General features: G+C 61.2%; 22 protein-coding genes and 2 pseudogenes. 13 read left to right on the top strand and 11 right to left on the bottom strand.

What is annotated here, in order from left to right; all coding sequences use genetic code 11:
- Nucleotides 1–36 precede the first annotated feature (36 nt).
- Nucleotides 37–246 (bottom strand): annotated as a pseudogene (locus tag HJC04_RS32095) (hypothetical protein); the annotation flags it as partial.
- Between the two features lie 90 nt (nucleotides 247–336).
- On the opposite strand from HJC04_RS32095, the gene HJC04_RS11945 reads away from it, so the two are divergent.
- The 5 genes from HJC04_RS11945 to HJC04_RS11925 all read left to right on the top strand — a co-directional run bounded on the left by HJC04_RS11945 (nucleotide 337) and on the right by HJC04_RS11925 (nucleotide 6,787).
- Nucleotides 337–2,091: an alkaline phosphatase gene (locus HJC04_RS11945; protein ID WP_221146265.1), complete on the top strand. Its 1,755-nt coding sequence runs from the start codon at nucleotides 337–339 to the stop codon at nucleotides 2,089–2,091.
- 197 nt (nucleotides 2,092–2,288) lie between these two features.
- Nucleotides 2,289–2,750, top strand: coding sequence for a hypothetical protein (locus tag HJC04_RS11940; RefSeq protein WP_210632767.1), 462 nt, complete (start codon nucleotides 2,289–2,291; stop codon nucleotides 2,748–2,750).
- A gap of 6 nt (nucleotides 2,751–2,756) precedes the next feature.
- Complete coding sequence (locus HJC04_RS11935) at nucleotides 2,757–3,449, top strand: ABC transporter ATP-binding protein (protein ID WP_221123906.1); 693 nt, start codon at nucleotides 2,757–2,759, stop codon at nucleotides 3,447–3,449.
- Nucleotides 3,446–4,714, top strand: a complete 1,269-nt coding sequence (locus tag HJC04_RS11930; RefSeq protein ID WP_221122892.1) for an FtsX-like permease family protein — start codon at nucleotides 3,446–3,448, stop codon at nucleotides 4,712–4,714. Before HJC04_RS11935 ends, HJC04_RS11930 begins: the two co-directional genes overlap by 4 nt.
- Before the next feature lie 186 nt (nucleotides 4,715–4,900).
- Complete coding sequence (locus tag HJC04_RS11925; RefSeq protein ID WP_221146263.1) at nucleotides 4,901–6,787, top strand: MFS transporter; 1,887 nt, start codon at nucleotides 4,901–4,903, stop codon at nucleotides 6,785–6,787.
- 39 nt (nucleotides 6,788–6,826) lie between these two features.
- Here the strand turns inward: HJC04_RS11925 and lpxE are convergent, their stop codons facing one another.
- Nucleotides 6,827–7,579, bottom strand: coding sequence for a phosphatase PAP2 family protein (gene lpxE / locus HJC04_RS11920; protein WP_210632763.1), 753 nt, complete (start codon nucleotides 7,577–7,579; stop codon nucleotides 6,827–6,829).
- A 176-nt stretch (nucleotides 7,580–7,755) separates the two neighbouring features.
- On the bottom strand, nucleotides 7,756–8,868 hold the full coding sequence (leuB, locus tag HJC04_RS11915) for a 3-isopropylmalate dehydrogenase (RefSeq protein ID WP_210632762.1): 1,113 nt from the start codon (nucleotides 8,866–8,868) through the stop codon (nucleotides 7,756–7,758).
- Nucleotides 8,869–9,033: 165 nt separating this feature from the next.
- Here leuB and HJC04_RS11910 point away from each other — a divergent pair, with 165 nt between their 5' ends.
- Complete coding sequence (locus HJC04_RS11910) at nucleotides 9,034–9,966, top strand: pyridoxal-phosphate dependent enzyme (protein WP_210632761.1); 933 nt, start codon at nucleotides 9,034–9,036, stop codon at nucleotides 9,964–9,966.
- Nucleotides 9,967–10,068: 102 nt separating this feature from the next.
- Here HJC04_RS11910 and leuD read toward each other — a convergent pair whose 3' ends face one another.
- The 3 genes from leuD to HJC04_RS11895 all read right to left on the bottom strand — a co-directional run bounded on the left by leuD (nucleotide 10,069) and on the right by HJC04_RS11895 (nucleotide 11,674).
- Complete coding sequence (gene leuD / locus HJC04_RS11905; protein WP_210632760.1) at nucleotides 10,069–10,677, bottom strand: 3-isopropylmalate dehydratase small subunit; 609 nt, start codon at nucleotides 10,675–10,677, stop codon at nucleotides 10,069–10,071.
- 237 nt (nucleotides 10,678–10,914) lie between these two features.
- On the bottom strand, nucleotides 10,915–11,334 hold the full coding sequence (locus HJC04_RS11900; protein ID WP_210632759.1) for a glyoxalase/bleomycin resistance/extradiol dioxygenase family protein: 420 nt from the start codon (nucleotides 11,332–11,334) through the stop codon (nucleotides 10,915–10,917).
- Nucleotides 11,335–11,440: 106 nt separating this feature from the next.
- Nucleotides 11,441–11,674 carry a hypothetical protein gene (locus HJC04_RS11895; protein WP_064708240.1) on the bottom strand — a complete coding sequence of 78 codons (234 nt, stop codon included), beginning with the start codon at nucleotides 11,672–11,674 and terminating at the stop codon, nucleotides 11,441–11,443.
- 113 nt (nucleotides 11,675–11,787) lie between these two features.
- Between HJC04_RS11895 and HJC04_RS11890 the strand changes: the two genes are divergently transcribed.
- Together HJC04_RS11890 and HJC04_RS11885 are read left to right on the top strand one after the other, a co-directional pair.
- A complete protein-coding gene (locus HJC04_RS11890) occupies nucleotides 11,788–12,693 on the top strand; it encodes a CoA ester lyase (protein WP_210633052.1) in 906 nt (301 codons plus the stop codon).
- Nucleotides 12,693–12,899: a DUF1737 domain-containing protein gene (locus HJC04_RS11885; RefSeq protein ID WP_210632758.1), complete on the top strand. Its 207-nt coding sequence runs from the start codon at nucleotides 12,693–12,695 to the stop codon at nucleotides 12,897–12,899. The genes HJC04_RS11890 and HJC04_RS11885 overlap by 1 nt, the downstream gene beginning before the upstream one ends.
- 23 nt (nucleotides 12,900–12,922) lie before the next feature.
- Here HJC04_RS11885 and HJC04_RS11880 read toward each other — a convergent pair whose 3' ends face one another.
- Nucleotides 12,923–13,360 (bottom strand): metallopeptidase family protein, encoded by a 438-nt coding sequence (locus HJC04_RS11880; protein ID WP_210632757.1) that lies wholly within the window; start codon nucleotides 13,358–13,360, stop codon nucleotides 12,923–12,925.
- A gap of 162 nt (nucleotides 13,361–13,522) precedes the next feature.
- On the opposite strand from HJC04_RS11880, the gene HJC04_RS31695 reads away from it, so the two are divergent.
- The 5 genes and pseudogenes from HJC04_RS31695 to bfr all read left to right on the top strand — a co-directional run bounded on the left by HJC04_RS31695 (nucleotide 13,523) and on the right by bfr (nucleotide 20,333).
- Entirely contained in the window at nucleotides 13,523–14,479 is a 957-nt protein-coding gene (locus tag HJC04_RS31695; protein WP_247241792.1) for an ImuA family protein, read from the top strand.
- Nucleotides 14,480–14,519: 40 nt separating this feature from the next.
- Nucleotides 14,520–15,938, top strand: coding sequence for a DNA polymerase Y family protein (locus HJC04_RS11875; RefSeq protein WP_247241791.1), 1,419 nt, complete (start codon nucleotides 14,520–14,522; stop codon nucleotides 15,936–15,938).
- Nucleotides 15,935–19,387, top strand: coding sequence for an error-prone DNA polymerase (locus HJC04_RS11870; RefSeq protein WP_210632755.1), 3,453 nt, complete (start codon nucleotides 15,935–15,937; stop codon nucleotides 19,385–19,387). Before HJC04_RS11875 ends, HJC04_RS11870 begins: the two co-directional genes overlap by 4 nt.
- A 95-nt stretch (nucleotides 19,388–19,482) precedes the next feature.
- A pseudogene (locus HJC04_RS11865) lies at nucleotides 19,483–19,882 on the top strand ((2Fe-2S)-binding protein).
- Nucleotides 19,848–20,333 (top strand): bacterioferritin, encoded by a 486-nt coding sequence (gene bfr, locus HJC04_RS11860; protein WP_210632754.1) that lies wholly within the window; start codon nucleotides 19,848–19,850, stop codon nucleotides 20,331–20,333. The pseudogene HJC04_RS11865 and the gene bfr overlap by 35 nt, the downstream one beginning before the upstream one ends.
- An 81-nt stretch (nucleotides 20,334–20,414) precedes the next feature.
- Here the strand turns inward: bfr and HJC04_RS11855 are convergent, their stop codons facing one another.
- From HJC04_RS11855 to HJC04_RS11840, 4 genes are all read right to left on the bottom strand, one after another.
- Nucleotides 20,415–20,948, bottom strand: a complete 534-nt coding sequence (locus HJC04_RS11855; protein WP_210632753.1) for an RNA pyrophosphohydrolase — start codon at nucleotides 20,946–20,948, stop codon at nucleotides 20,415–20,417.
- A gap of 25 nt (nucleotides 20,949–20,973) precedes the next feature.
- Nucleotides 20,974–22,170, bottom strand: a complete 1,197-nt coding sequence (locus HJC04_RS11850; protein ID WP_221122894.1) for a divergent polysaccharide deacetylase family protein — start codon at nucleotides 22,168–22,170, stop codon at nucleotides 20,974–20,976.
- A gap of 76 nt (nucleotides 22,171–22,246) precedes the next feature.
- Nucleotides 22,247–23,569 carry a S41 family peptidase gene (locus HJC04_RS11845; protein WP_003543943.1) on the bottom strand — a complete coding sequence of 441 codons (1,323 nt, stop codon included), beginning with the start codon at nucleotides 23,567–23,569 and terminating at the stop codon, nucleotides 22,247–22,249.
- Nucleotides 23,559–24,959, bottom strand: a complete 1,401-nt coding sequence (locus HJC04_RS11840) for a murein hydrolase activator EnvC (RefSeq protein WP_221146261.1) — start codon at nucleotides 24,957–24,959, stop codon at nucleotides 23,559–23,561. The genes HJC04_RS11845 and HJC04_RS11840 overlap by 11 nt, the downstream gene beginning before the upstream one ends.
- Nucleotides 24,960–24,992 lie beyond the last annotated feature (33 nt).

The following is a 24,992-nucleotide window of genomic DNA, read 5'->3' as shown; positions in this document are numbered from 1 at the left end:
CAGCCGAGCCGGGGAGAGAGCGGCAGGCCAGAGACGTCAGACGGTTTTCGTCGTCGTTTTGGCCTTGGTTTTGGCAGAAACCGGGACGGCAATGTCCACCCCGGCAACCTGTGCCCGGTCATTGCATGCGGCAATGGCGTGTTCGTCGCGAACCATGGAGATTCCTTTTCCGCTGTTGCTCTTAGAAGGTTTTCCACAGGAGTCAAGGTTTTTGCGCTCGGAGGCGGAGGGCGAAAGCGGCCGCCGCGATGCTGCGACGTTTTGTCATGCCGCTGTCATCCCAGGGAGGTATCCCGGCTCGGTTGTCAATGTCTGCACCGAAAACGGGGGTTTTCCATGCGTACGCTTCTTGCCGCCTTTGCGGCCACCACCATCCTTGCGGGCGCCGCTCAGGCGACGACGGTCTATCCGCTCGATCGCGCCACGATCCTTGTCGGCTCGCCGTTCGATTTCAAGGTCGAGCTCAACAAGCAGGTCAAGCCTGAGGACGTGAAGATCACGGTCAACGGCCAGGATTACAAGAGCGTTCTCGGGGGCGAAGCGCAGTTCATCGAGCTGGAAAAGGGCAAGGAAGACAAGGCTCTCGGCTCCGCTCTGCTGTTGCGCGGCTTGAAGATTTCCGTTCCGGGCGACTACAAGATCGAAGTCGCTGCCGGCGACGAAACCAAGTCCGTCACCTGGAACGTTTACGAAACCGCTGCCCAGCCGAAGGCCAAGAATATCATCTTCATGCTCGGCGACGGGCTTTCCGTCGCGCATCGCACCGCCGCCCGCATCATGTCCAAGGGCATGACCGAAGGTAAGGCGAATGGCCGTCTGAACATGGACGATCTCGATCGCATGGCTTTCATCGGCACGTCGGCGACGAATGCCGTTGCCACGGACTCGGCCAACACCATGTCGGCCTTCATGACCGGCCATAAGACAGCCGTCAACGCGATCGGCGTCTACGCGGACCGTACACCATCTTCGCTCGACGATCCGCGTGTCGAAACTTTCGGCGAAGCCGTCCGCCGTACGACGAAGAAGTCGATCGGCATCGTTGCGACATCTGAAGTCGAAGACGCTACGCCGGCTGCTGTCGTTGCCCATACCCGCAACCGCGGCGACAAGGCCGACGTCGTCGGCATGCTGCTCGACGTCAAGCCGGAAGTCCTGCTGGGCGGCGGCTCGGCCTATTTCCTCGGCAAGGAGGTCGCCGGTTCCAAGCGCAAGGACAATCAGGATTACATCAAGCTGTTCCAGGATGCCGGCTACAAGCTTGCGACCGACAAGAACGAACTCGCCGCCAATGCGTCGGCTGAAGGCAATCTCCTCGGTCTCTTCCACACCGGCAATATGGACGTGACGCTCGACCGCGAATTCCTGAAGAAGGGCACTGTCGACAAGTTCCCGAACCAGCCGGGCCTCGTCGACATGACCAAGGCCGCGCTCGACCGCCTCTCCAAGAATCCGGATGGTTTCTTCCTGATGGTTGAAGGCTCCTCGATCGACAAGATGTCCCATCCGCTCGATTGGGATCGCGCCGTTGTCGATACCATCGAATTCGACCAGGCGATCGGCGTTGCCCGCGAATTCCAGAAGGCGCATCCGGACACGCTGATCGTCGTTACCGGCGACCACACGCATGGTGTTTCGATCATCGGAACCGTCGATGACGAGAAGCCGGGTACGGAAATGCGCGAAAAGGTTGGCACCTATGCCGAAGCCGGCTTCCCGAACTACAAGGACGAAAATGGCGACGGCTATCCCGACAAGATCGACGTCAGCCGCCGCCTGTTCCTGAGTGCCAACAATGGCCCCGATCACTACGAGACCTTCCGTCCGAAGCTCGACGGTCCCTTCGTTCCGGCTGTCCAGAACGAAAAGAAGGAATATGTCGCCAACGAGCAGTATAAGGATGTTCCCGGCGCCGTCTTCGTGCAGGGCAATCTTCCGAAGAGCAGCGAGAGCGGCGTTCATGCGGTCGACGACGTCGTCCTGCAGTCGGCCGGCCCGGGCGCTGAAGGCTTCCATGGCTACCTCGAACAGAGCGACGTCTACCGTGTGCTCGCCGACGCCTTCGCGCTCGGCGCCAAGCAGACGAACTGATCGGAAACCGATCCTGCGGGGCAGCTTGCCGGCCTTGCCTCTTTCGTCGATCATCTATCCCGGCCGCTTACAGCGCCGCGCGTCTTTCAGACGCGCAAAAGGACGCTGTAACACTTTGAAGCTAGCATCGTGCTTTCGAAAATCGTTCCGATTTCGGGCCGATGCTAGAGGCCGGGATTTGCTTCCTGGAGATCACCATGGATATATTCCCTTCGCTGCATCTCAGCCGCCGACGGTTGATCGCCGCCGCCATTGCGTTCCCTTTTACGGCGTCTGCTGGTCGCGCTGTCGAGCCATCGCTTTCCTTCGACGAGCTCTACGGCAAGTTCGGCGTGCTGGGCCTCGAATTCTCCGACAAGGTGAAGCGTCTTGCCGGCCAGGACATCAGCATGAAAGGCTTCATGGCGCCGCCACTGAAGGCCGAGGCGCAGTTCTTCGTGCTGACCGAGGTGCCAATGTCGCTCTGCCCCTTCTGCTCTTCGGATGCGGATTGGCCGGATAATATCGTCGTCGTGTATCTCGCGGAGAAGCAGACATTCGTGCAGCCGCGCCAGACGATCGAAGTGCGCGGCACGCTGGAATACGGTTCCTGGACGGATCCGGAAACCGGCTTCGTCAGTCTGTTGCGCATCCGCCAAGCCGAATATTCCGCTGTCTGAACCGATATGCTCGCTCTCGATATCGAAAACCTTGCCATCACCTTTCCAGGCCTGTCCTCGCCGGCGCTGGCAATCGGCCGCCTGTCGATCAAGGCCGGCAGCAGGGTCGCCATCACGGGAGCGTCCGGCTCCGGCAAGAGCACCTTCGTCAACATCATTGCCGGGCTGGAGCGGACACGCCAAGGCCGCATCCGCTGGAACCGCGAGGATATCGCCAGTTTTTCCGAAAGCGGGCGCGACCGGTTCCGCGCTGCCAATATCGGCCTGGTCATGCAGGAGTTCCATCTTTTCCCGGGCCTGTCGGCGCTGGAAAACGTGCTTCTGCCGGCGCGGCTTGCCAGGGCCGCCACAGCTGACGTCATCGAGCGGGCGCATGTGCTTTTGACCACTGTCGGTCTTTCCCGCCCGGGCCAGAAGATCGAAACAATGTCGCGCGGCGAGATGCAGCGCGTGGCGATCGGCCGGGCGCTGTTGCGCAAGCCCGGCGTCATCATCGCCGACGAACCGACCGCGAGCCTCGATGCCGAAAGCGGTGAGGCCGTCGGCGATCTCCTCCTCGATCTTGCCATTGCCGAGGGCAGCACGCTGATCGTCGTTTCGCACGATCAGCGCCTGGCAAGCCGGCTCGACCGGCGCATCACCTTCGGCTCGGGCCGGATCAGCGACGATTCCGCGGCAACGGCGGGAGAGGCTGCATGATCCGCTTCATCCTTTCCGATCTTCGCCGCCTCTGGGCGGGGTCGTTGGTGGTGGTGCTGCTGGTGGCGCTTGCGACGGCGCTCGGCGTCTCCGTTGTCCTGCAGGAGCGAGCGCTTCGCCTCGGCAGCGCCCGCGCCGCCGACAAGTTCGATCTCGTTATCGGCGCCGGCGGCAGCGAGACACAGCTCGTTTTATCCTCCGTCTTCCTGCAGCCCTCGCCCCTGCCGCTGATGCCGGGCGAGGTGCTGGCCAGGCTTGCCGCCGATCCCCGTGTCGACTGGGCGGCACCGATCGGCTTCGGCGACTCGTTCTCCGCCTATCCGATCGTCGGCACGACTGCGACCCTGGCGGACAGGCTGTCGGGCGGCTTTGCCGAGGGGAAGGTTTTCGCCCGCGAGGGAGAGGCGGTGATCGGCTCGGCCGTCAAGCTTTCGCTCGGCGGCGAGATCAAGCCGATGCATGGCCTAGCGGAAGAAGGCGGCGAGACCCACACCGAACTCGTCTACCACGTTGCCGGCCGCCTGCGGTCGACGGGGACAGCCTGGGACCGAGCCATTCTCGTTCCGATCCAGGCCGTCTGGCATATCCATGGCCTTGGGGAGGAGGAACACGAGGAGCCTGGAGACGATCATGAGCCGGCGAGCGCCGATCACGACGCGCATGCGCATCAGGAACATCATGGCGAAATCGACCCGGCTGCCGTGCTCGACGAGAAATGGGCCGCGAATGCTCCCGGCCTTCCCGCCATCCTCGTCAAGCCGAAGACGATCGCCGATGCCTACAAGCTGCGGCAGGACTATCGCAGCGGCAATACCGTCGCCGTCTTCCCCGGCGAGGTGCTGACCAATCTTTATGCCACGCTCGGCGACGCCAAGCAGATCCTCGTCGCGGTCGCTTCCGGCGCGCAGGCTCTCGTCGCAGCCTCGCTGGTGTTGGTCACGGTCATCCATATCGGTCAGCGCCGCCGCCAGATCGGCGCATTGAGGGCCTTCGGCGCCCCACGAAGTGCGATCTTCGGCATCGTCTGGTTGGAATTCTTCGCGCTCGTGGCAGTTGGGATCGCGCTCGGATTCGGGCTTGGATTTGCCGCGGCGCTTGGCTTGTCCGGCATGTTCTCGCAAACGAGCGGCATCGCCATGCCCGTCGGCTTCGCCCGCGAAGATGGTGGGCTTGCAGGGGTGTTGCTCGCCTTTTCCGCACTGCTCGCCGCACTGCCGGCGGTGCTCGCCTACCGGCAATCGCCGGCGCAGGCGCTGAGGGCGTGAACAGAGCCAGCAGACGACTTCCCGCCCGCCAAAAGCGCTGCCATTAGACTAAAGTCATAATCCCAAAGCCTCTCTCTTTGCGGGCCATGTTTTCTGGCACACTCTCGTCAGGCGTGTCGCGGCCGGGGATTTGCTTTGAGGAGAGTAGGTCGCGCGCGTTGCTCATCACTCTGTGGAGGACAGACAATGGCAAATGTCGCAAGCATCGACGGCGCGAAGGCCGGTCCGATGACGGGCGAAGAGAAGAAGGTCATCTTCGCTTCTTCGCTCGGCACCGTTTTCGAATGGTACGATTTCTATCTTTACGGTTCGCTCGCCACCTATATCGGCGCGACCTATTTCACCCAATACCCCGAGGCAACGCGCAATATCTTCACGCTGCTCGCCTTTGCCGCCGGCTTCCTGGTGCGTCCCTTCGGCGCCCTGGTGTTCGGCCGTCTTGGCGATCTCGTCGGCCGCAAATACACCTTCCTGGTGACGATCCTGATCATGGGCATGTCGACTTTCCTCGTCGGTATCCTGCCGGGTGCGGCCACCATCGGCATCGCAGCCCCGATCATTCTCATCGGGTTGCGTCTGCTGCAGGGTCTGGCGCTCGGCGGTGAATATGGCGGCGCGGCAACCTATGTCGCCGAACATGCGCCGAATGGACGGCGCGGCTACTTCACCTCATGGATCCAGACGACGGCGACGCTCGGCCTGTTCCTGTCGCTGATCGTCATCATCCTGGTCCAGTCCCTGATGGACCCGGTTCAATTCGCAGCCTGGGGTTGGCGCATTCCGTTCCTGGTCTCAGTCGTGCTGCTCGGCATTTCCGTCTGGATCCGTCTGAAGATGAACGAATCGCCTGCGTTCCAGCGCATGAAGGCGGAAGGCAAGGGCTCCAAGGCGCCGCTGACCGAAGCCTTCGGGCAATGGAAGAACGCCAAGATCGCGCTCATCGCCCTTCTCGGCGCCACCATGGGCCAGGCGGTCGTCTGGTATGGCGGCCAGTTCTATGCGCTGTTTTTCCTGCAGAACGTGCTCAAGGTCGATCTGTTCTCGGCCAATGTCATGGTCGCCATTGCGCTCTTCCTCGGCACGCCGTTCTTCGTCATCTTCGGCGGTCTTTCCGACAAGATCGGCCGCAAGCCGATCATCATGGCAGGCCTTCTCATCGCGGCGGTGACCTATAATCCGCTGTTCAAGGCGATGACCTGGACGGCGAACCCCGCACTTGCCGAAGCGCAGGCGTCGATCCGCGCAACGGTCACGGCCGATCCGTCGGATTGCAAATTCCAGTTCAACCCGACGGGCACGTCGAAATTCACCAGTTCCTGCGATGTGGCGACAGCATTCCTGACGAAGAACTCGGTGCCTTATGACGTCGTGCCTGGTCCCGCCGGACAGCCGGCGACGGTGAAGGTCGGTAACGGTACGATTACCAGCTTCGACGTTGTTGCTGCCGGCGACAAGGCGAAGGGCATGACCGCCGCCTTCGAAAAAGGCGTCAACATTGCGCTCCACGATGCCGGCTATCCGCTGAAGCGCGGGGCCGCCAAGGTGCCGGATAGCAAGCTCGATGCCTTCATCGCCGCCAATCCGGAACTGGCGCTCAACGCCGATGCGGTGCGCGCCGGCGACAAGGAAACCGTGCCGGCAGCCAAGCTGGTCGAAGGCAAGCTGCTAACGGCGGACGAGGCCAATGGCGTCACCGACATGGCAGTCTACAACATCGCCAATGGCGGCGCCTTCGCCATGACCGCTGACCCCACCCGGGTCAACTGGATCGGCACGATCGCCATCCTGTTCGTCCTCGTCATCTATGTGACGATGGTCTATGGCCCGATCGCGGCCCTCCTGGTCGAGCTCTTCCCGACCCGCATCCGCTACACCGGCATGTCGCTGCCCTATCATATCGGCAACGGCTGGTTCGGCGGCCTGCTGCCAGCGACGGCTTTCGCGATGAGCGCTGCCGCGGGTGATATCTATTACGGTCTTTGGTATCCGATCGTCTTTGCGGCGATCACGCTGGTGATCGGCCTGATCTTCCTGCCCGAAACGAAGAACAGGGATATCCACGCCATGGATTGAGGCGCTTTGCGCTAAGCATGCAGGCGAAAGGCCCGGCGCTCACAAGCCGCCGGGCTTTTCCATGTCCGGAAACAGGCGTTTGGCGAGAGGCCAGCCATCCGGCGCCAGCTTAAAAAGAAGTCCGCAGCGGGCATAGACGATGGCCGTCAGCAGCGAGAACCAGCCGCCGAATGCAAGGCCGGCGATGACGTCGCTTGGATAATGGGCGCCTACCATGACACGCGTCATGGCAAGCCAGATGGCGCAGGCGATGAAGAGAATGCGGTAGCGCGGAAACAGCAATGCAAAAGCGGCAAAGAAGGCGCCGACCGTCGTCGAATGGCCGGAGGGAAAGCTTTCGAAAGCGGCATGGCCCGAAAAGGGCGTGAAGGACAACATGCCGTAATCGTGGAAGTGATCGGGACGCGCCCTTCCAATCGCCCGTTTCAGGAGATTGGCAAGAAGCCCGGAGAAGACGACAGTTGTGAACAGATAGGCGCCGATCCAGCTGACATAAAGCGCCTGCGCCTTGGAGCGCGCGGTCTTTAAAAGCTTGTAACCCGCCCTGCCCTGAAAGAAGAGCAGAATGCTGATGCAGATCAGCCAGGCAGAATCGCCGAAGCCGGTCAGCAGCTGGCCGAGCTGCTTCACCGCCGCAGGGCGTTCGCTGGCGCCGACCGGGGCATCGAAGAGCAGCATGGAAAGAACCACGGCATTGATGGTGATGAAGAGGCAGGCCTGCCAGCGCAAGGGCGGCATGCCGACGCCGCCGCGGCGCCAGCGCCTATCAAGGGAAGCCCAAAATGCCCGCATCCTGTCGTCCGTTCGATTTTGCCGGGTTAAAATTCGGCGCAAAAATACACGAGATTGTGGCTGAGAATAGTCCGTGTCGGATAATTCGACCGACCCGGTTGCGGCTGCTCGTCCTTACATGAAAAAGCCCTCCGCATGGGTGATGCGAAGGGCTGAACTGTTTCACGTGAAATATATCAGGCAGAAAGCGCCTTGAACTCGGCGAGGATCGCATCGCCCATCTCGACAGTGCCGACCTGCCTTGCGCCATCGGCCATGATGTCGCCGGTGCGAATGCCCTTGTCGAGCACGTTGGCGATCGCCCTTTCCAGGTTGTCGGCTTCCTTCACCAAGTTGAAGGAATAACGCAGGCACATGGCGAAGGAGGCGATCATGGCGATCGGATTGGCGATGCCCTTGCCGGCGATATCCGGGGCCGAGCCGTGCACCGGCTCGTAGAGCGCCTTGCGTTTGCCGGTCTTGCCGTCAGGCGCGCCGAGCGAGGCCGACGGCAGCATGCCGAGGGACCCGGTCAGCATGGCGGCGACGTCGGAGAGCATGTCGCCGAAAAGATTGTCGGTGACGATGACGTCGAACTGCTTGGGCTGACGCACCAACTGCATGCCGCCGGCGTCGGCCAGCATGTGTTCGAGCTGGACGTCGGAATATTTCGCCTTGTGCGTTTCGGTCACGACCTGGTTCCAGAGCACGCCCGACTTCATGACGTTGCGCTTTTCCATGGAGCAGACGCGGTTCTGCCTTGTGCGGGCCATTTCGAAGGCGACGCCGGCGATGCGTTCGATCTCGTAGGTATCGTAGACCTGCGTGTCGATGCCGCGCTTCTGGCCGTTGCCGAGGTCGATGATCTCCTTCGGCTCGCCGAAATAGACGCCGCCTGTCAGCTCGCGGATGATCAGGATGTCGAGGCCTTCGACCAGTTCCGGCTTCAGCGACGAGGCCGAGGCGAGCGCCGGGTAGCAGATAGCAGGGCGCAGGTTTGCGAAGAGTTGCAGATCCTTGCGCAGGCGTAGCAGACCGGCTTCCGGGCGCACGTCGTAAGGCACGCTATCCCACTTCGGCCCGCCGACGGCGCCGAACAGAACGGCATCGGCGGCAAGCGCCTTCTGCATGTCGGCTTCCGAGATCGCCGCGCCATGGGCATCGTAGGCGCAACCGCCGACAAGACCTTCATCGGTGACGAAACCGGCATTCATTGCCTCGTTCATATAGGCGATGATCTTGCGGACCTCGCCCATGGCCTCGGGACCGATGCCGTCACCCGGCAGCAGGAAAAGATTGCGCGCTGTCATGAAACCCTCCTGGAAAAACAAGTTGCGGTTTCTTAGACCCCGGAAATGGGCATTTCAAGCGAGAGAAGCGGTGAATCGGTACGCTTCATTTCCGGTCGCGATGGTTGCTCCTGTGGCCGCAAACGGATTAGAACAGCCGTCACAGTTTCATTTCCTGGAGGTTCCATGGCTTCAGCACCTCTCCATCTCGACACGCCTCTGGTTCGGACATCCCCTGGCTATAGCGCCAGCGGCAAGCCGCTCTGGCTGAAGCTCGACGCATTACAGCCTTCCGGCAGCTTCAAGCTGCGCGGTGTCGGCCGGCTGTGCCAGCACGAGGTGGAAGATGGTGCCCGCGAGATCTTCTGCGCCTCCGGCGGCAATGCCGGCATTGCTGCGGCTTATGCCGGCCGGGCGCTCGGCGTGCCGGTCACGATCGTCGTGCCGGAGACGACGGCGGCCGATGTGCGGCAGACGATTGCCGCAACCGGCGCCAATGTTCTCGTCCATGGTTCGGCTTTCGATGAAGCCAACGCTCATGCGGTCGAGCTCGCAGAGAGCCGTAAGGCGACCTATGTGCACCCTTTTGACCATCCGCTTCTGTGGGATGGTCATGCCACGCTGATCGACGAGGTGGTGGCGAAGGGCGTGACATTCGATTGTGTCGTCACCAGCGTCGGCGGCGGCGGGCTGCTGGCCGGCATTGTCGAGGGGCTGAAACGGAACGGGCTTTCCGACATTCCCGTCATCGCCGTCGAAACCGAAGGGGCGGCTTCGTTTCATGCCAGCCTCAAGGCCAATGAACGCATCTCGCTTCCAGCGATCACCTCGATTGCAACGTCGCTCGGCGCAAAGCAGGTGGCGCAGCATGTCTTCGAGCTGCCGAAGCAGCACCCGATCGAAAGCGTTGTCGTCAGCGACGCCGATGCCATCGCCGCCTGCCTGAAATTTGCCGATGCGCATCGCATCCTCGTCGAGCCGGCCTGCGGCGCCGCCCTTGCCGTTGCCGATGTGCGTGCCGGACTGCTTCAGCGTTTTGACAATCCGCTGATCGAGGTCTGCGGCGGAATCGGCGTGTCGCTGGAAAAACTGAGGGTCTGGAAAGAGAAGTTTTTCTGAGCTGCGCCAGTTACAGCGTCCTTTGCGCGCGTGAGATGCGCGCCGCTATAAAGAAAAAGCCGGGCAAAAGCCCGGCTTAATCGATCGGCAATTGGTCAGAGCTTAAGCGGCCCAAGGGTGCGACGCGACGTTCTTCTTTTCGAACTCGTCGATCGCCTTGCCCTTTTCCAGGGTCAGGCCGATATCGTCGAGGCCGTTCAGCAGGCAGTGGCGCTTGAACTCGTCGAGATCGAACTTGATCGAGCCGCCATCGGGGCCGGTGATCTCGAGGTTCTCGAGGTCGACCGTCAGGATGGCGTTGGAGCCGCGCGAGGCGTCGTCCATCAGCTTGTCGAGGTCTTCCTGGCTGACCTTGATCGGCAGGATGCCGTTCTTGAAGCAGTTGTTGTAGAAAATGTCGGCGAAGCTGGTGGAGATCACACAGCGAATGCCGAAATCGAGCAGCGCCCAGGGAGCGTGCTCGCGCGAGGAACCGCAGCCGAAATTGTCGCCGGCGACAAGGATCTTGGCATCGCGATAGGCTGGCTTGTTCAGCACGAAATCGGGATTTTCGGAGCCGTCTTCATTGTAGCGGGCTTCGGCGAAAAGGCCCTTGCCGAGACCCGTGCGCTTGATGGTCTTCAGATAGTCCTTCGGAATGATCATGTCGGTGTCGATGTTGACGACCGGCAGCGGCGCTGCAACGCCCGTGAGCTTCACGAATTTATCCATGACCCATGCTCCATTTCAGCAAATGTACTTTCCTGGATGTGCATCTAGTCCAGTTTTTTGCCGAAATGAAGGAGAATCTTTCTAAAGCGTACCGCGATCTTTCAGATTCGCTTGCTACGCTTTAGGTCTGGTCTGCCGCATGTCGTTCTCGCAAAACCGCTGCACACTATTGCGCGAACTGCTTTCAAATGGCGGCCACGCGACGTTTCGCGTGACCTGGCGACGGTACGCGTCCGGTTATTTGGCGGGCGCGTTCAAGCCCCAGAGCACGCCGAACGGGTCGCGAAGCTGGCCGTAGCGGTCACCCCAGAACATCAGTTCGACCGGCATGACGACTTCGGCGCCGGCGGCCACCGCACGATCCCACCAGAAATCGATATCGTCGATGACAAGCTGGATGGCAAAGCCTTCATGACCTTTGAAGGGATGGCCGTGTTCGGGATAGGCATCCGCCAGCATCAGGGAGCTGCCATTGATATAGAGATGAATATGCATCGTCCGGCCGCTTTCATCGACCGGTACCCGGTGGGCCTCTTCGGCGCCGAAGGCCTTCTTGTAGAATTCCGCGGCCTTCACCGCGCCGTCGACCGTCAGATAGGGCAGCAGGCCATTCTTCACCGGCGGTAACTTGGCCGGCTTGTTTTCCGTCGTATCCATGCACGTCCTCCATCGTTTTTGAGCGCCGGCAGAATGCCCGGCTGCTTCAAAGACGTATCACGGAAGCATGATGCGACAGTGTCGCCAATTTTTTTGAAAGCAGGCCTCAGAGATCGATGATCGTGCCGCGACCGTCGTTCCAGATGCGCATCTCCGGCTTGCCGTTGTTTGCCTTGGCGCGGACCGGAGCGGGCTTCATCTTCATCGAAAGCGCGCGTCCGACCATGAGCACGGTCAGGATGCCGCCGACAGCAAGCGTCACCGAGAAGGTGAGAAGCAGCATGGCGACAAAGAAGGTGGCGCCGGCCAGCATGAAGAAGATGGAGCGAATGTTCTGCATGGGTTTGAGACCTTTCTACAGAAAGGAATGTGGTCCTTCCTTTTCCTCTCTGCAAGGCAAGCATGGCTTTTTGTTGTCTTGCCGGGCTTTGCGAAGCTTGGCACTAATGGATGATGAACCAAACCAAACCTTTCCGCTCCGCAAGTCTGCGCCGCTCGGTGCTGAGCGTGCCAGCCATCAATCTCCGCGCGCTCGAAAAGAGCCGTTCCCTTGATTGTGATGCGGTTATTTTCGATCTGGAGGATTCCGTCGCGCCCGAGAACAAGGGCCATGCGCGGGAAAATCTGCGTGCTTTTTTTGCCGGACCGCCGCTCGAGGGCAAGGAAAGGATCATTCGCATCAATTCTTTGTCATCCGGATTCGGGGCGGCAGATCTCGATCTGGTCAAGGCGCTGTTGCCCGACGCCGTTCTCCTGCCGAAGGTGGACGCGCCTCGGGATATCACCGACATCGGCGATCTGCTTGCCGATGCGGATGCCCCGGAGGAGTTGCGCATCTGGGCCATGATCGAGACGCCGCGCGGCGTGCTGAATGCCGGAGCGATTGCTGAAGCCGGCTGCATGCTGGGGGCGCGGCTCGATTGCCTGGTCGTCGGCCTCAATGATTTGCGCAAGGAAACCGGCGTCCTGCCGCAGCCGGGGCGAAGCTTTCTCGTGCCTTGGCTGATGCAGGTCATTCTGGCGGTCAAGGCCTATGGGCTTGATGCGCTCGACAGTGTCTTCAACGATTTCCGGGATGACGAAGGTTTCGATGTCGAATGCGGGCAGGGGCGCGCCATGGGTTTTGCCGGCAAGATGCTGATCCATCCCGCGCAGATTGCGGCCGCCAACCGGCATTTCGGCCCGAGCCCCGAGGAGATTGCCGAAGCGCAGGCAATCATATCAGCCTTTGCCGATCCGGCTGCCCAAGGCCTGAACGTCATCAATGCGAACGGGCGGATGATCGAACGGCTGCATCTTGTCCAGGCCGAAGCTCTGGTTCATAAAGCTCGCCTGATTTCTGCAAGAAAGCCCGCCTGATGAAACTCTACCGCTTCCTGACCGGCCCCGACGACGCTTCCTTCTGCCACAAGGTCACCGCCGCCCTCAACAAGGGCTGGTCGCTGGAGGGCCCACCGACCTATGCCTTCAATGCCGCAACCGGCGCGATGCAATGCGGCCAGGCCGTCGTCAAGACTGTCGAAGGCAAGGATTACGATCCGGAGATGAAGCTCTCCGAGCAATAGCGCGTTCTGCCGAACGCACGGTTTCAGCGCTCGGCGGCTTCCTCGGCGCTGGCCTCGATCCGCTCCATATCCTCATCGCTCAGTCCGAAATGGTGGCCGATCTCGTGGATCAGGACGTGAGTGATGATATCGCCGAGCGTCTCGTCGTTTTCTGCCCAATAATCGAGGATGGGGCGACGGTAGAGGCGAATGCGGTTCGGCATTTCGCCGGTTTCCACGGTGAAACGCTCCGAAATTCCCCTGCCTTCGAAAAGGCCGAGCAGGTCGAAAGGCGTTTCCAGCGCCATATCCTCGAAAACGTCGTCATCGGGAAAATCCTCAATCTCGATCGTGAGATTGGTCGTCAGTTGGCGGAATTCATCCGGTAGATGGCTGTAAGCCTCCATGGCCAGCGACTCGAAAGTGCTGATCGTCGGCGCATGGCGGTCCCGCCAATCATCGCTCAGGTCTATGCGGGCCATGAATATTCCTTCCTTTGCGGGCCCATATAGAACCTTTGCCGCCGATTTTCGAGTGCGGAATCAAAGGCAGGAATAAATTCATAGAAAATGGTTGTTGACTCTTCTTCAGCTCTCTGGAATCCATAAGAACATAACAGGAACAATACGGACGGAGTAAACGCCATGGCGCAGAACGCCCTGGCGCGCGAGCGGCTTTTTGCGCTCCGCGAAACCATCGCCAAGCTGGAAGGAAAGCCTGCGCCGGCGCTTGCGGCAGCGGAGCGGGAAGCCCTGGCTTCGGGTGAGACCGGGCGGCAGGATGCGGAACGGAATGGACGCAGACAGCGCTTGTCGTTTGGGGTGGCATCGCTCGACGAAGCGATGGAGGGCGGGCTGCCGCTCGATGCGATAACGGAAATCCGTTCGGCGCTTTTCCGGGATGCGGGAGCCGCCAGTGGGTTCGCCCTTGCGGCCGCAACGCTGCTGCAGCGGGTGGAGGAGGAGGCGAGCGACTGTTCGCCAATACTCTGGATCGGCGATCCGGTCTCGACGATGGAGGCCGGCCTTCCCTATGCGGTGGGTCTGCAGGATTTCGGCCTGCGGCCTGAGCGTTTCCTGCAGGCTTTGCCGCGCAAGCTCGATGAGGCGCTCTGGCTTGCGGAAACCGCGCTGGAAAGCGGCGCCTTTTCGGTGGTCATCCTGGAGATCAGGGGCAATCCCGCGCATGTCGGTCTGACCGAGAGCCGGCGGCTCGGTCTTCGCGCCAAGGCGGCCGGCCGGCCGCTCTTCCTGCTTCGGCAGGCAGGAGAGGAGGAGGCGAGCAGCGCCGCCTTCCGGCTGCTTGCCGAGCCTGCGCCAGCCGGCATGCGGGCTCTGCCGGGTGGATCGAGACTTGCCGGCAGCATCGGCAATCCGGTTTTTCATCTCAGCCTGGAGAAGAGCCGCAACCCGGCTCCGCTCTCCCTTCTTCTGGAGTGGAACCCTCATGAACGTCAGTTTTTCCCCATCAACGAGCCAAGGCACGCTCTTACTCCAGACGAACGGTCAGCGTATCCTGGCGCTCAGCTTTCCGCACCTTTCGACGGACAGGATCGCCCGCAGAAAATGGGGCCTCTCCTGGCGTTCGAGAGGGCGTCCTGAGGCTGCGCCGATCGTCTGCGCCGGAAAGCACGAAAATGCCATGCGGCTGATGGCGCTGGACGAGGCCGCGGAGGCGCTTGGCCTGAAGAAGGGCCAGGGTGTCGCGGAAGCGCGCGCCATGCATCCGAAACTCGATATCGTCGAGGAGGATCCGGCCGCCGATGCGCGGCTGCTCGAAGCCATCGCCGACTGGTGCGACCGCTATACGCCGTTGGTGGCGATCGACGGACGGGACGGGCTGTTTCTCGACATTAGCGGCTGTGCCCATCTTTTCGGCGGCGAGAGAGCGCTGCTGAAGGATATTCTGCTCAGGCTTTTCCATATGGGGCTCGACGTCCGGGGTTCGATCTCCTCTTCGCCCGGCCTTTCCTCGGCCGTCGCTCGTTTTGGCAATGGCGGCGTCATCGAAGACGAGGAAATGGAGGATATGCTGGCGCCGCTGCCGGTCGCCGCGCTTCGGCTGAACGAAGACACCGTGGCATCGCTGAAGAAGCTCGGGCTGAAATATATCGGCGATGTCATGAATGCGCCGCGGGCGCCGTTGACCCGCCGTTTCGGGGCAAGCCTGCTATTGCGGCTCGATCAGGCGCTCGGACATGATGAGGAACCGGTTTCGCCGCGCCTGCCGGTTGCGAGCCTTTCGGCCGAGCGGCGGCTGGCCGAGCCGATCGGCACCGAAGAGGATATTCTCGTCCTTGCCGGCCAGATCGCCGTGTCGCTGAAACCCTCCCTGGAAGCCCGCGGCGCCGGCGGCCGCGTCTTCGAACTCGTGCTGTTTCGGGTCGATGGCCGGGTTTTCCGGATTTCGGTCGGCGCTTCACGGCCGCTCAGGGAGCCGAAGCGGATCGCGGATCTTTTTTCCCAGCGTCTGCAGGCAATTCATGACGATCTCGATGCCGGATATGGTTTCGAGATCCTGCGGCTGAATGTCGTGCGCCATGAGCCCTTCGAAGGAACGCAGGGCGATTTCGACGGCGGCCGGCAAAGAGAGATCTCGCTTGCAGCTTTCATCGACCGCGTCTCGGCTCGCCTTGGCGCAGACTGTCTCCAAAGCTTTCAGCTCCGTGAAAGCCATGTGCCGGAGCGTGCGGTTATCATAACCCCACTCATGGAGAGTTTTCCGGCGCATCGCAGGAGCGAGGGAAGCCGTCTTTCCGCCGCTCGCAGCGAGCGGCCTCTGAGGCTTTTTGCCCGACCGGAACCGGTGGAGGCCTTGCTCGCCGAAGTTCCGGAAGGGCCGCCGCAAAGTTTTCGGTGGCGCCGCTTGCAGCATCAGGTTCTGCGCAGCGAAGGCCCGGAACGGCTTGCAATGGAGTGGTGGATCGATGGCGCCGCCGCCAAAACGCGTGACTATTTCCGTGTCGAGGACAATGCCGGGCATCGTTTCTGGATTTACCGCGAAGGCTTTTACGGTGAAGAGCCGCCGCCGCGCTGGTTTATGCACGGGATTTTCGCATGAGCGCGGCGCCTGCATTTTTCGAGATCGGCGCCCGCACCAATTTCTCCTTTCTGGAGGGCGCTTCGAAACCTGAGGAAATGGTGGTGCAGGCCGCGGCGCTGAAACTTTCCGGTCTTGGAATCGCCGACCGGAATTCGGTTGCCGGTGTCGTCCGGGCGCATGCGCAGGCGCAGGAGATCGAAGAGAAATTCAGAAGAAGGCACGAGAAGAACCTCGACGGCAGAGAGGAAGAGAAGATTCTCGATCCAATCCGGATTCAGCCGGGCGCCCGTCTCGTTTTTTCAGACGGAACGCCTGATATCCTTGCTTATCCTGAGAACAGGCGAGGGTGGGCGCATCTCTGCCGTTTGCTGAGTGCGGGAAATTTGAGAGCGGAAAAGGGATCCTGCCTGCTTTACGAGGCGGATATCATGGAATGGGGGGACGAGATGATGCTGGCCCTCGTTCCCGGCCAGGCGGCTGCCGTCGAGCCTGTCGCCCAACAGGAATTGGAAGCCTGTCTCGCCCGGTTCCGGAACCGTTTCGGCAAGGCGTTTCACGTGGCGCTGGCGCCTGCCTATGATGGCCGCGACAGGCAGGTTTTCGCGGCACTTTCCGTAATCGCCGCCCGCCACCGCATTGCTGTCATCGCGACCAACCAGCCGCTCTATCACCATACGGATCGCCGACCCCTTTCCGATATCGTCATTTCGATCCGCGAGCATGTTCCGATCGCCGAAGCAGGTTTTCTTCTTGCTCCGAATGCCGAGCGTTATCTCAAGGGCCCACGTGAAATGGCCCGGCTGTTTCGCGATTATCCGGAGGCGATCGCCAATACCGGGACATTCTTCGGCAGGCTTTCGTTTTCGCTCAATGAGCTGAAACACAATTACCCGCCGGAAAACGATCCCGGCGAGACGCCTTATGAAACCCTCGAACGTCTGACGAAAGAGGGCGCTAAGAAGCGCTATCCGGATGGCGTTCCTGCTCAAATCCAGACCCAGATCGACTATGAACTCGATCTCATCCGGGAGAAGAAATACGAGCCTTATTTCCTGACGGTCCACAAGCTCATCCAGCATGCGCGTTATGAATTGAAGATTTTGTGCCAGGGCCGCGGTTCTGCAGCCAACTCGGTCATCTGCTATTGCCTCGAGATCACGGAAGTCGATCCGACCAAAAGCACACTGCTTTTCGACCGCTTCATCTCGATGGATCGCGACGAGCCGCCTGACATCGATGTGGATTTCGAGCATGACCGCCGCGAAGAAGTCATCCAGCACATCTACAGAAAATATACCAAGGAGCATGCCGGGCTGACGGCTGGCGTCACCACCTATCGCACTCGTTCCGCCGGCCGCGAGGTCTCCAAGGCCTTCGGGCTTTCGGAGGACGTCCAGGCGGCGATCAGCAGCCTGGTCTGGGGCTGGTCGGAGGATAATCTGTCGGAGCGGGATGCCAAGGCGGCTGGGCTCGATATTTCGGATCCGGTGACATCAAACGTTCTGCGCTATGCGTCCGAACTCCTCGGATTTCCGCGTCACCTGACCCAGCATGTCGGCGGCTTCGTCATCACCCGGGATCGGCTCGATGAAGTCGTGCCGATCATGAAGACGGCGATGCCGGATCGCTATATGATCGAATGGGACAAGGACGATCTCGACAACGTCAAGATCCTGAAGGTCGATGTTCTGGCTCTCGGAATGCTGACCTGTCTCAGAAAGGCTTTCTCGCTGCTCGAACTGCATTATGACGTGAAGAAAACCCTTGCCGATCTCGGCAACAGGGAACACGGAGACGAGGGCGTACCGGTTTATGACATGATGTGCCGGGCCGACACGCTGGGCGTCTTTCAGATCGAAAGCAGGGCGCAGATGAGCATGCTGCCCCGGCTGAAGCCGCGCCGATTCTATGATCTCGTGATTGAAGTGGCAATCGTCCGCCCGGGGCCGATTCAGGGCAATATGGTCCATCCCTACCTGACGCGGCGGGAGCAGTCGCATTCTCCAGGTTTCAAGATCGACTATCCGAAAGACGAGATGATCCCGATCCTCAAGCGGACGCTCGGCGTGCCACTGTTTCAGGAACAGGCGATGCAGATCGCGATTACGGCGGCGGGCTTCTCGCCTGCCAAGGCCGACCGCCTGCGCCGCTCGATGGCGACCTTCAAGCGGTTGGGAAAGGTCAACGCGTTCAAGGATGATCTGATTAATGGCATGACCCGCAGAGGCTATCCGAGGGACTTTGCCGAACGCTGCTTCAGCCAGATCGAAGGCTTCGGCGAATATGGCTTTCCGGAAAGCCATGCGGCTTCCTTCGCCCTGCTGGTCTATGCCTCGTCCTGGGTCAAGGCCTATTATCCAGACGTCTTTTGCGCTGCCATGCTCAATTCGCAGCCGATGGGCTTTTACGCGCCGGCGCAGCTCGTTCGTGATGCCAGGGAACACGGGGTCGAGGTCCGACCCGTCGACATCAACAGATCCAATTGGGATTGCCATCTCGAGGAGGCGGTATTCGACAGAAATGCCGTCGACAGGCGGCATGCCGATATGCGAGCCCTCATCAAGGCAAAGCGAGCCGTTCGCCTCGGCTTCCGGCAGGTCAAGGGTCTGTCCGAGAAGGCGTTGGAGAGCCTTCTTGCCAACAGGGGCGATGGTTATGGCTCGGTTCGTGATCTCTGGCTGCGGTCCGGCCTCGACAAAGCCGATATCGAAAGGCTGGCGGATGCCGATGCCTTCGGTTCGATCGGCCTGTCGAGGCGTGAGGCGCTTTGGGCTGCAAGGGCGCTGGATACGAAGTACGCTCCTGAAAAATTGCCTCTGTTCGATCGGGTGAACCATATCGATCTGCAGGTCGAACCGAAGACCAGCCTGCCTGATATGCCGCCAGGCGAGCAGGTGATCGAGGATTATCGTTATCTGTCATTGTCGCTGAAGGCGCATCCGGTGTCTTTCCTGCGGGAGGAATTCCGAAAGATGGGCATCACGCGCAATGTCGATCTCCTGACGGTGCCGAACGGAAAGAGAGTGACCATCGCCGGTCTGGTGCTGGTGCGCCAGCGCCCGGGTTCGGCCAAGGGTGTAATCTTCATGACGCTGGAGGATGAAACCGGTGTCGCCAACGCTATCGTCTGGAGCAAGATATTCGAAAAATACCGGGCGGTCGTCATGGGTGCCCGGCTCGTGAAAATCCGGGGCAGGCTGCAAAGCCATAGCGGCGTCATCCATACGGTCGTCGAGCATATGGAGGACATGACGCCGGCGCTTGGCATCCTGCAACGCGAGGCCCGACGTTTCGGTGCCTGCGAGCGCGCCGACGAGGTGCTGAGGCCAGGGGTTGATCCACGACAGAGAAGGCTTGCGAATGCGCGGGAAGGGGCGGAATTGGAAAGGGAGGCGGGCGCCGCGGGCCGCCATGCCGGTGTGGTGGAAACCGCCGAGGTCATGCCGCGCGGGCGGAACTTTCATTAGCAGTCGGATCGACCGGATCACCGGCATGCCTCATCGTGTGATCGCCGCACAGTTCCAGTCAATCTGCAACAGGCCGCGCCCATCGCTTCCAATCGATGCCGTCTGATTCGAATTTTTTCTTGACAGCCACCATCTTCTTTAGCAGAAAACACGATAGTCAATGTCATGTTTGGAAATGAAGACGTGCTTGTCTGCAGCTGCAATTACATAACCGACAAGGAAATCCGGGAGGTTATCACCAACCTTCTCGACGACGACTGTTGGCAGCTTATCGTGCCTGCGAAGGTCTACCACGCCATGGAAAAACGCGGCCGTTGCTGCGGCTGCTTCCCCAACGTGGTCGACATTATTATCCAGACGACCGAGGAATATCACGCCCGTCGCCACTCGACGGAGGCCGAGATATTTGATTTCATGTCGCGCTTGAAGCAGTTCCATGAGGAAAACAGGAGAGCGGACATTGAAAGGCGACAAAAAGGTCATCGAGCGGCTTAACGAGGCACTGTTCCTCGAACTCGGGGCGGTCAACCAATACTGGGTCCACTATCGTCTTCTCGAGGATTGGGGCTACACCAAGCTCGCCAAGAAGGAACGCGCCGAATCCATCGAAGAGATGCATCATGCCGACCGGCTCGTCGCCCGCATCATCTTCCTCGAAGGCCATCCCAATCTGCAGACCCTGGCCCCCCTGCGCATCGGCCAGAACGTCAAGGAAGTCCTCGAAGCCGATCTCGCCGGCGAGTACGACGCCCGCACGGCCTACAAGAAGTCGCGCGATATCTGTTATGAAGCCGGCGATTACGTCTCGATGAAGCTGTTCGAAGAGTTGCTGGCCGATGAAGAAGGCCATATCGACTTCCTCGAAACGCAGCTCGATCTGCTCGAAAAAATCGGCGAAAGCAAATACGGCCAGCTCAACGCCGATTCCGCTGACCAAGCCGAATAAGCTCCTACCAGGTGCCGGCCGCCTTAGGGCGGCCGGCACTCCCGTGCTCGCCGCGCCCAAGCCGGAAGCATCCGGGCATGATCAGTCTTCCGATTGCAACGCCGCCAGATGCTGGAACTCTGCGATCACCTGGTCATAGACGGCGCGTTTGAAAGGAACGATCAGGCCCGGCAGTGCATGCATCGGCTTCCATTCCCAGGCATCGAATTCGGGATCGTGGCCGCCGGGCGGCGGGTTGATAGCGATCTCGCTTTCGTCGCCGTCGAAGCGGAAGGCGAACCAGCGCTGCGTCTGACCGCGGAATTTTCCTTTCAGTCCGATGCCGATCAGCGCCGGCGGCAGATCATAATTGATCCAGTCCCGCGCTTCGGCGAGCAGCGTCACCGTCCTGATGCCGGTTTCTTCATAAAGCTCGCGATAGGCGGCATCCAACGGATTCTCGCCCTTGTCGATGCCCCCCTGGGGCATCTGCCAGAGCTGCGGCGAGCCGTCATATTCGGAATTGCCGTCGGGGATGCGCCGGCCGGCCCAGACCAGGCCATCGCGGTTCAGGATCATCACGCCGACGCATGGGCGATAGGGCAGATCCTCGGCTTTCACGGTCGCCTGGCTCATCTTCTTCTCCGTTGAGGTCATCATCTCAGGGGTTTCTGGGGTCGTTGGAAAGCGCTGCGACGCCGACGATCTCGATGCCGCGCATAGAAGCTTCCTCGCTCCACTTGGCAATGGCGTCGACGCTTTCGTCAAAAGCCGAGGCGACGCCGATCGCCTGGCCGTTCTTGCGAGCGATGCGTTCGAGCTCGTCGAGTTTCTGCAGGATGGCGTTGACGTCGAGCTGGCCGTCGAGCTGCAGATCGGCAAAGACATAGGGCAGTTCAGTCCCCTTGGCGACATCAGCCGTTTTCGACTGCGCCGACGTCCCGTCGTCGAGGAAGAGCAGGCCACGCTTGCCGATATCGCGCATGACCGGTTCCATGGCGGCAGGGTCGGAAAGGAAACGGCCGCCGAGATAGTTCATGATGCCGGTGTAGTTGGTGATCTCGCCCATCGCCTTGTGGAGGTTCTCGATGTTGCGGGCGACAGGCTTTGAGGTCAGCAGAGTCTCAGGGCCCGGATCGTTCGCCGGGTAATCAAACGGTTCCAGCGGCACCTGCAGAAGGATTTCATGGCCGCCGCGGCGAGCCTCCTGCATCCAGCGCTGGAGGCTGTTGCCGCTTGCGGCAAAGGCTAGCGTGATCTCCTCGGGTAATTCGGCGATGGCGCGCTGCGTTCCCGTCTGGCTAAGCCCGAGGCCGCTGACGACAATGGCGATGCGTACACCGCGGGCGCCGGACGCGGGACGGGCATACTGATCCATCGGCCGTCGGCCGTCGGGGCCGACGATCGGCAGCCTGCCATAGGCCGAATCCTCAAGCAGCGTCTCGTTCGGCAGCGCCGCCATGCGCGGATCCTGGCCGATCTGCATCGCATCGACCAATACCGGTCCGCCGCCGTCGCGGGGGCGGGGGCTGTATTTGGTGACGACGGAGCCGTCACCGGTGACCATCTGCTCGACATTGGCGCCCGAACGCGGTTCGGCGCGCGGCATGCCATCCGCCGCCTGGCCGGCCGGCTTTTGCGCTGGTTGCGGTGTGCCGGAGGAGGGCACTGCCGCCTGATCGGTTGCCGGCGGATTTTTGCGTTCGAGCCCGTCGCCGCGAAACGCCGTATAGAGCGAGAAGCCGCCTATCGCAAAAAGACACAGACTGGCGGCGATGCGGCCGAGAAGCAGCACTCCCGGCCGCCGGCTGCCGGTTTTGCGGTTGCGCCCCAAAGGCGCATGCAGGTCCGTTCCCAATTTTCTCGCCCGCTCCAAACCGGGAAACAGCAGAAAGGGTCAAGGCCGGGCGAGTGCCCGGCCTTGCAATGATCGATTACTTGGCGACGACGGCCTTGTCCGGGTTCGGCGGGAAGGCCGGATCGGTCTTCTTGCCGCGCAGCAGGTCGAGCGCGTAGTTCAGCTGAACGTCATCCTTCGGGTCCGGCGGCACATAGGCAACGGAGCCCGAACCCTCGTCGGTTTCGCTCTGGCCCTTGATGTGGCCGCGCAGGCTGGATTCGCCTTCGGTCACCATCTTGCCCTGCAGTTCCTCCGGCAGCGGCTCCTCGACCTTGATGTCAGGGGTGATGCCGGTGCCCTGGATCGAGCGGCCCGACGGCGTGTAATAGAGCGCCGTGGTCAGGCGCAGCGCGCCGTTTTCGCCGAGCGGGATAATCGTCTGGACCGAACCCTTGCCGAAGGAGCGCGTACCGAGAACGGTGGCACGGCGCAGATCCTGAAGGGCGCCGGCGACGATTTCCGATGCAGACGCCGAACCGCCATTGATCAGCACGATGACCGGCTTGCCGTCCGTCAGATCGCCTGGCCCGGCATTGAAGCGGCGGGTTTCATCGGGATTGCGGCCGCGGGTCGAAACGACCTCGCCACGCTGCAGCAGGGCGTCGGAGACGTTGATCGCCTGGTCGAGCAGGCCGCCCGGGTTGAGGCGCAGGTCAAGGACATAACCCTTCAGCTTGTCGGCCGGAACGGTGTCCTTGATCTTCTTGATCGCCTTCTCCATGTCGGGATAGGTCTTTTCGGTGAAGGAGATGATGCGGAGATAACCGACATCGTCCTCGACGCGCGACTTGACGGCCTGGACGGCGACGACGTCACGGACGATCGTCAGTTCGATCGGCTTGTCGGCGCCCTTGCGGATCAGCGTCAGCTTGATCGGGGTGTTGACGGCGCCGCGCATCTTCTCGACGGCGTCTTCCAGCTTCAGGCCGCGAACGGACTGCCCGTCGATCTCGGAAATGTAGTCGCCGGCGAGAACACCGGCCTTGGCGGCGGGCGTGTCATCGATCGGGGTGATGACCTTGACGAGCTCGTCTTCCATCGTGACTTCGATGCCGAGGCCGCCGAATTCACCCTTGGTCTGGGTGCGCATGTCTTCGGCGTCCTTCGCATTCATGTAGCTCGAATGGGGGTCGAGCGAGGACAGCATGCCGTTGATGGCGTTTTCGATCAGCTTGTCTTCGGCCGGCGGCGTAACGTATTGCGCGCGCACCCGTTCGAAGACGTCGCCGAATACCGACAGTTCCTTGTATGTGGAGGATCCGGCTGCTTCTGCCGGCACACCTGCCGAATAAATGACGCTCATCGCGGTCGCACCCATCAATGCGCCGACCAGAACAAGAGAAGCCCTACGAATCATTGCGTGCCTTTCCAGTGTCCTTGGCGGTCCACCACGGTCGGGAATCGACCGGTTTACCGTCTTTTCGAAATTCAATGTAAAGCGTTGGCCGGTCCGTTTCCAGCGCCAATGCAGTTGCGCTTGCCACTCTTTTCGCTCCCATCACGGCGAGCGGCTCGCCGGAGAAAACGAATTTTCCCTGACGGGTATTGATCGTATCCATTCCCGAGAGAACCAGGTGGTAACCGTCGCCCGCGTCGAGAATGACCATCTGACCGTAACTGCGGAAAGCGCCGGCAAAAACCACCAGCCCGTCGGCCGGGGCCGTCACCACTGTTTCGGGGTTGGTGGCGACCGTCATTCCCATGGCTTCATGCCCGGTGCCATCGGCATCGCCGAACTGGCGCAGGATATCGCCTGCCACGGGCAGTTCCAATTTCGCCCTCAATTCTGCGAAGGGATATGCGGGCGCAATGCGGTTTTTATCGGGCACGCCGCTCTCGGCCAGCGCCTTCGCCTGAGCCCGCTGCTCGTCCGTCAAGAGCTTGCGGTTCTCCTCGGCTTGGCGAGCGGCGGTGGCCGCTTCGCGTACCGAGGCGATCTCGGATTCCATTGAGGCGACGAGGCCTTCGAGGCTGGTCGCCTTGCCCGCGAGTTCCTCGGACCGCTTCTTCTCGGCCTCCAGATCAGCGGCGTTGCTGCGGCTGAGCTTGTCGTTTTCGGCAAGCAGCAGGTCCATGCGCCGCTCTTCCTCAATGCCATCAGTCATCGTCGCTGTCAGCTGCGTCTTCTCGGCGGCGCTTGCCGTCTGCAGCGCGGCCAGGCTTCCGAGATCGGCGGCGAGCTTGTCGGTTTCCTTGCGAATGCCGGGCACGACGGCGCCGAGCAGGATGGCGCTGCGCACGGAAGCAAGCGCGTCGTCGGGGGTGACGAGCAACGCCGGCGGCGGATTACGGCCCATGCGCTGGAGTGCTGCCAGCACCTCGGCCAGCAGTCCGCGGCGTTCATGCAGGGAACGGCGGATGCCATCCTCCTTGACGCCGAGGTCGGCAAGCTTCTTTTCGCTCTCGAGGATCTGTTTTTCCAGCCCCTTGCGGCGGGCGGCGGAATCGATCAGCGCCTGGCGAATGCTCTGCGTACTCTTTTCCAGATTGGCGATACTCTGCTGGAGTTCGTTCACCTTGTCGGAGGACAGGCTGATTGATTTCGACAGGGTTTCGAGTTCGGCGCGGGTCTGATCGCGTTTGGCGGCAAGTTCGGCGGCCGGATCGGGCGACGGCGCCTCGGCGGGCGGCGGGCTTGAAGCTTGTGGCGCTTCCGGGGCGGCATCCTGGGCCCGGACCGAAAACGGGCTTGTCGAGACGAGGATGACCGCAACACCGAAACCGGCCGCAAGTGCCGGCAGAATCATGCGGTGTCGCCTGGTTGGAGTCGTCGTCATGCG

Source organism: Rhizobium sp. NLR8a, from assembly GCF_019685235.1.
GTDB lineage: Bacteria > Pseudomonadota > Alphaproteobacteria > Rhizobiales > Rhizobiaceae > Rhizobium.
Note: the sequence above shows the minus strand (reverse complement) of the source record. Positions and strands in the feature narration are given on the sequence as shown.

Bases quoted from the DNA above. Each gene is read 5' to 3' on its own strand.
- HJC04_RS11945 (WP_221146265.1), top strand. From the start codon at position 337: ATGCGTACGCTTCTTGCCGCCTTTGCGGCCACCACCATCCTTGCGGGC.
- HJC04_RS11940 (WP_210632767.1), top strand. From the start codon at position 2,289: ATGGATATATTCCCTTCGCTGCATCTCAGCCGCCGACGGTTGATCGCC.
- HJC04_RS11935 (WP_221123906.1), top strand. From the start codon at position 2,757: ATGCTCGCTCTCGATATCGAAAACCTTGCCATCACCTTTCCAGGCCTG.
- HJC04_RS11930 (WP_221122892.1), top strand. From the start codon at position 3,446: ATGATCCGCTTCATCCTTTCCGATCTTCGCCGCCTCTGGGCGGGGTCG.
- HJC04_RS11925 (WP_221146263.1), top strand. From the start codon at position 4,901: ATGGCAAATGTCGCAAGCATCGACGGCGCGAAGGCCGGTCCGATGACG.
- lpxE (WP_210632763.1), bottom strand. From the start codon at position 7,579: ATGCGGGCATTTTGGGCTTCCCTTGATAGGCGCTGGCGCCGCGGCGGC.
- leuB (WP_210632762.1), bottom strand. From the start codon at position 8,868: ATGACAGCGCGCAATCTTTTCCTGCTGCCGGGTGACGGCATCGGTCCC.
- HJC04_RS11910 (WP_210632761.1), top strand. From the start codon at position 9,034: ATGGCTTCAGCACCTCTCCATCTCGACACGCCTCTGGTTCGGACATCC.
- leuD (WP_210632760.1), bottom strand. From the start codon at position 10,677: ATGGATAAATTCGTGAAGCTCACGGGCGTTGCAGCGCCGCTGCCGGTC.
- HJC04_RS11900 (WP_210632759.1), bottom strand. From the start codon at position 11,334: ATGGATACGACGGAAAACAAGCCGGCCAAGTTACCGCCGGTGAAGAAT.
- HJC04_RS11895 (WP_064708240.1), bottom strand. From the start codon at position 11,674: ATGCAGAACATTCGCTCCATCTTCTTCATGCTGGCCGGCGCCACCTTC.
- HJC04_RS11890 (WP_210633052.1), top strand. From the start codon at position 11,788: ATGAACCAAACCAAACCTTTCCGCTCCGCAAGTCTGCGCCGCTCGGTG.
- HJC04_RS11885 (WP_210632758.1), top strand. From the start codon at position 12,693: ATGAAACTCTACCGCTTCCTGACCGGCCCCGACGACGCTTCCTTCTGC.
- HJC04_RS11880 (WP_210632757.1), bottom strand. From the start codon at position 13,360: ATGGCCCGCATAGACCTGAGCGATGATTGGCGGGACCGCCATGCGCCG.
- HJC04_RS31695 (WP_247241792.1), top strand. From the start codon at position 13,523: ATGGCGCAGAACGCCCTGGCGCGCGAGCGGCTTTTTGCGCTCCGCGAA.
- HJC04_RS11875 (WP_247241791.1), top strand. From the start codon at position 14,520: ATGCGGCTGATGGCGCTGGACGAGGCCGCGGAGGCGCTTGGCCTGAAG.
- HJC04_RS11870 (WP_210632755.1), top strand. From the start codon at position 15,935: ATGAGCGCGGCGCCTGCATTTTTCGAGATCGGCGCCCGCACCAATTTC.
- HJC04_RS11855 (WP_210632753.1), bottom strand. From the start codon at position 20,948: ATGAGCCAGGCGACCGTGAAAGCCGAGGATCTGCCCTATCGCCCATGC.
- HJC04_RS11845 (WP_003543943.1), bottom strand. From the start codon at position 23,569: ATGATTCGTAGGGCTTCTCTTGTTCTGGTCGGCGCATTGATGGGTGCG.
- HJC04_RS11840 (WP_221146261.1), bottom strand. From the start codon at position 24,959: ATGATTCTGCCGGCACTTGCGGCCGGTTTCGGTGTTGCGGTCATCCTC.